At 57.3% G+C, this 5,101-nt stretch carries 3 protein-coding genes; 2 read left to right on the plus strand and 1 reads right to left on the minus strand.

Annotation, left to right across the window (positions count from 1 at the left end; genetic code table 11):
• Nucleotides 1-342: 342 nt before the first annotated feature.
• On the minus strand, nucleotides 343-3,198 hold the full coding sequence (gene uvrA, locus ABWO67_RS18970) for an excinuclease ABC subunit UvrA (RefSeq protein ID WP_353154801.1): 2,856 nt from the start codon (nucleotides 3,196-3,198) through the stop codon (nucleotides 343-345).
• A gap of 131 nt (nucleotides 3,199-3,329) precedes the next feature.
• On the opposite strand from uvrA, the gene ABWO67_RS18975 reads away from it, so the two are divergent.
• Both ABWO67_RS18975 and ssb read left to right on the plus strand, forming a co-directional pair.
• The gene (locus ABWO67_RS18975) at nucleotides 3,330-4,538 is read left to right on the plus strand and encodes an MFS transporter (RefSeq protein ID WP_353154804.1); all 1,209 of its coding nucleotides are present in this window, start codon (nucleotides 3,330-3,332) and stop codon (nucleotides 4,536-4,538) included.
• Nucleotides 4,539-4,642: 104 nt separating this feature from the next.
• Nucleotides 4,643-5,101: single-stranded DNA-binding protein (gene ssb, locus ABWO67_RS18980; protein ID WP_353154807.1), on the plus strand; the 459-nt coding region annotated here is incomplete at its 3' end.

Below are 5,101 nucleotides of genomic sequence, written 5' to 3' on the forward strand. Positions count from 1 at the left end.
CCTGCGCGCCCCGCCAGCCGGGGCACTTCGGACATCGAGTCAGGTATGAGTGACGATTGCAATAGTGACAGTCGTAGAGGTGACGGTAGCCATCGATGCCAAGCACGCGACTCGTCCCAGCGATGTTTCAATCTTCCATGACACAGCGGGGCAGGTTCTGGGAGGGGGTGTTGCAGCGACTTTCGGTGGCGAGCAAGCCGTAGGCGAAGGCAGCCCCGTACGGGGCGTACGAGCAAGGCGATGCGATGTTCGGTGCCGCAGGGCGCCGAACCGTCAACGAGGAGCAAAACATCTCCTCCCAGGACCTGGCACGCGTATCAAGAAAGAATACAAACCAAACGCTTACGGAGCCACCCTCTTCAGCAGCGGCTTCAAATACCCCCCCGTATGACTAGCCGGATCTGCAGCCACATCTTCGGGCGTGCCTTGAACCACGATTCGGCCGCCACCATTGCCACCCTCTGGCCCCATGTCGACCACCCAGTCCGCCGTCTTGATCACATCCAGATTGTGCTCAATGATTACCACCGTATTGCCGCCATCAACCAATTTCCGCAACACCTCCAGCAACAGCGCAATATCCTGGAAATGCAGCCCTGTCGTCGGCTCGTCAAGAATGTAAAGCGTGCGCCCTGTGCTGCGTTTGGATAGTTCCAGCGACAGCTTTACCCGCTGCGCTTCGCCGCCTGACAGCGTTGTGGCGCTTTGCCCCAAGCGTAAATACGATAGCCCTACGTCCATCAAGGTATGCAGCTTACGCGATACCGAGGGTACTGCTTCGAAATAACCCAGGGCTTGTTCCACGGTCAGGTCCAGCACTTCGCTGATGCTGCGGCCGCGATAGCGGATTTCCAGAGTCTCACGGTTGTAGCGCTTACCCATGCACACATCGCAAGGGACATACATGTCGGGCAGAAAATGCATTTCCACTTTGACTACGCCATCGCCCTGACAGGCTTCGCAGCGGCCGCCTTTGACGTTGAACGAGAAACGTCCCGGGTCATAGCCGCGCGTGCGGGATTCCGGCACGCTGGCAAACAGTTCGCGTATGGGCGTGAACATGCCGGTGTAGGTTGCGGGGTTGCTGCGCGGCGTACGGCCTATGGGGCTTTGGTCGACGTTGATGATTTTGTCGAAATGCGACAGGCCTTCCAGCGAGTCGTATGGAGCGGGCTCGGTTTGGGCGCGGTGCAGCTTCTGGGCAACGGCGGTGGCTAGCGTGTCGTTGATCAGTGTAGATTTGCCTGAACCCGATACGCCACTGATGCATACCAGCCGTCCGGCGGGTATGGCCAGGTTGACCGATTTCAAGTTATTGCCGCGGGCGCCTTTAAGTTCCAGCCATTGCTGGTCGGGCGTAACGGGTCGCCGTTCAGGAATGGCGATGCACCGTACGCCGCTTAAATACTGGCCGGTCAGGGATTGTTCGTTGGCGGCCAGTTCCTGCGGTGTGCCTTGGGCAACGATTTGTCCGCCGTGTTCGCCCGCGCCTGGTCCCATATCCAGCACGAAGTCTGCCGATCGGATCATGTCTTCGTCGTGCTCGACCACGATGACGCTGTTACCCAGGTCGCGCAGGTGCTGCAAGGTTAGGATAAGGCGATCGTTGTCGCGCTGGTGCAGGCCAATGGAAGGCTCGTCCAATACGTACATGACGCCAGTCAGGCCAGATCCGATCTGACTGGCCAGACGTATGCGCTGTGCTTCGCCGCCCGAAATCGTATCGGCGCTGCGGTCCAGCGACAGGTAATTCAGCCCTACGTTGTTCAGGAACTGCAGTCGGGCTTCGATTTCCCGCACAATCCTATCGGCAATTTCTTTTTTGGCGCCGACGAGCTCTAGCTCTTGGAACCAGGTGAGGCAGGCGGCCAGTGATAGCGCTTCGACCTCAAAGATGGCGCGTCCGCGGCGTTCTGCCGTGCCGGGCTCATTGCCGATCAGTACGTGGCGCGCCTCGGGTCGCAAACGTGACCCTTCGCAGGCGGGGCAGACCCGGGTATGGCGATATTTACCCAGTTCTTCGCGCACCGCGCTTGAGTCGGTTTCACGCCAGCGTCTTTCCAGATTGGGAATAATCCCTTCGAAGGAGTGCTTTTTGACTGTTGTCCGTCCTTTCTCATTTAGGTAAAGAAAGGAAATTTCCTCGTCGCCGGAGCCGAACAGTACGCGCTGCCGGATTTCGGGCGGTAGTTCTTCGAAGGGGGTTTCAATATCGAACTCGTAATGGGCGGCCAGGCTGGTCAACAGCGTGTGGGCGAATGCATTGCGGCGGTCCCAGCCATTGATGGCACCGCTGGTCAGGCTAAGTTCGGGAAATGCCACGACCCGCTTGGGGTCGAAGAAATCCACATTACCCAGGCCATCGCAATCGGGACAAGCGCCGACGGGGTTGTTGAAACTGAACAAGCGCGGCTCGAGTTCGGTCAGGCTATGGTGACACACAGGACAGGCATAGCGGCTGGAAAACGCATGTTCTTCACCTGTATCCATGTTCAACGCAATGGCTCGGCCTTCGGCCAGGTTTAGCGCTGTCTCGAAGCTTTCCGCCAAGCGCTGCTGGCTTTCGGGTTTAACCCTCAGGCGATCCAGCACCACGTCAAAATCGTGCTTCTCGGTTTTCTTAAGTGGCGCAAGCTGGTCGATACTGACCATTTCACCATTGACGCGCAGCCGCACAAACCCTTGCGCCTGCAGGCTGGCGCATTCGTCTTCGAAGCTGCCTTTGCGCGAGCGTGCCAAAGGCGCCAGGATCGCCAGGCGTGTCTCAGGAGCCCAGCTAAGCACCTTATCCACCATTTGGCTAACGTTCTGCGCTTCCAGCGGCAGCCCGTGTTCAGGGCAATAAGGCGTGCCGACCCGCGCGTACAATAGCCGCAGGTAGTCGTGGATTTCAGTGATGGTGCCTACGGTAGAACGCGGGTTATGCCCCGCTGATTTTTGTTCAATCGATATCGCAGGTGACAACCCTTCAATCAGATCCACGTCCGGCTTGTCCATTAACTGCAGGAACTGGCGGGCGTATGCTGAAAGGCTTTCCACGTAGCGACGCTGCCCTTCGGCATACAGGGTATCGAAGGCCAATGAAGATTTTCCAGAGCCGGACAGACCCGTTACCACCACCAGCTTGTGGCGTGGCAAATCCACTGAGATATTTTTAAGATTATGCGTACGGGCGCCCCGGATGCGGATCGCTTCCATCGATTTCACTAAGTAAGGTCTTTCAAAGGCTAACTTGCTACTATAGCGCGCAGTGCCATTATGTGCGCTGGGAGGTTAGTTGGATTTGTTTTGATACAGCCTCGCAGCGGCTTTTAATTTATAGAGTTTTCATGAGCAGCCCTAGCACCCATCCAGGTAAATCTCCTCGGACCAAGCTGAAATTGACGCCTGTCGAGCGTCGCGCCAGCATCACGCTTGCCTTGCTTTTTGCATCGCGCATGCTGGGTTTGTTTTTGCTGACACCCATATTCGCGGTGGCCGCGCACTCCATACCTGGGGGCAACGATGCCGCCAAGGTCGGGCTGGCGCTGGGCGCCTATGGCCTGACGCAGGCATTTTTGCAAATTCCGCTGGGCATGGCGTCGGATCGTTTCGGGCGGCGGCCAGTTATCGTTTTCGGCATGCTGTTGTTCATTGTGGGCGGGGTTATTTGCGCCATGGCCAAAAATGTCGACTGGATCATCGTCGGTCGGGTGGTGCAAGGCCTGGGTGCCGTTTCGGCGGCGATTACCGCCTGGGTGGCCGATGCCACGCGTCCTGAAGTGCGCACGCGCGCTATGGCGATGGTGGGTGGTTCGATTGGTATTTCGTTTGCCATATCGCTGGTGCTGTCGCCTATGCTGGTTGGCGAGTTCGGACTGTCGGGCCTGTTCTGGGCCATCAGCCTGTTGGGCTTCGTATGCTTGCTGATCGCCGCTTTTGTCGTGCCGGGTGTGCCTTTGGCCAAAACCCCCATTGTGCAGGCCAGTCCGCGCGATGTACTGCGCCATGCCGATCTATTGCGACTGAATTTTGGCGTGTTTTGCCTGCATTTTATTTTGATGGCCCTGTTCATCGTAGCGCCGGGGCTGCTTGCCACGCTTGGCGGTTATGATTCAGCCCGCCTGTGGGAAGTGTATTTGCCTGTCATTTTGGTGTCTTTTGTATTGATGGTGCCAGCTGTTTTTTACACGGAAACCCGGCATGCGCACAAGATAGCCCTGGAAGTAGCCGTTGCCGGCCTGGCGGTCGTGCTGGCCCTGATGCCGCTGGCCAGCCATAGCTTTTTTGCCCTGGTGACGGCGCTGATTGGTTTTTTTATCGCATTTAATATACTGGAAGCCTTGCAGCCATCGCTGGTTTCACGGGTGGCTCCTCCTGAATATAAGGGGCTGGCGCTGGGCTTTTACAATACGGCTCAATCGTTAGGTATATTCGCAGGCGGAGTCATTGGCGGCCTCTTGGCATCGCACGATCGCTCGTCTGTCGTTTTTCTGGTGTGCGCCGCCTTGGCATTTGCCTGGTTTTTAACCGCCCGCGGGTTCAAGTCGCAGTCTTGACGCGGCTAATTCGACCACGCGTGAAAATACGCGGTTATATGGAAAGTCGTGCCGTTATCGTCGATAATGTCACCAATATGAAATTTTAAGTTAAGGGTATTGTCATGGCCTCAGTCAACAAAGTCATTCTCGTCGGCAACCTCGGACGAGACCCCGAAGTACGCTATAGCCCTGACGGTGCAGCCATTTGCAACGTTTCCATTGCCACTACGTCGCAATGGAAAGACAAGGCCTCGGGCGAAAAGCGCGAAGAAACCGAATGGCACCGCGTGGTGTTTTATAACCGTTTGGCCGAAATCGCCGGCGAATACCTGAAAAAGGGTCGTTCGGTGTATGTGGAAGGCCGTCTTAAAACACGCAAATGGCAAGACAAGGACACGGGCGCCGATCGCTACAGCACCGACATCGTTGCTGACCAAATGCAAATGCTGGGCGGCCGCGAAGGCGACGCCAGCATGGGCGGCGGTGGCGGCAACGAATACAACCAGGCGCCAGCAGCACCTCGCGCCCAGCGTCCAGCGCAACCTCGTCCAGCAGCGCCGCAAGCGTCGCCTGCCGCGAAC

It is taken from the genome of Pollutimonas bauzanensis, assembly GCF_040393045.1.
Lineage (GTDB): Bacteria > Pseudomonadota > Gammaproteobacteria > Burkholderiales > Burkholderiaceae_B > Pollutimonas > Pollutimonas bauzanensis_A.

Bases quoted from the DNA above. Each gene is read 5' to 3' on its own strand.
- ABWO67_RS18975 (WP_353154804.1), top strand. From the start codon at position 3,330: ATGAGCAGCCCTAGCACCCATCCAGGTAAATCTCCTCGGACCAAGCTG.
- uvrA (WP_353154801.1), bottom strand. From the start codon at position 3,198: ATGGAAGCGATCCGCATCCGGGGCGCCCGTACGCATAATCTTAAAAAT.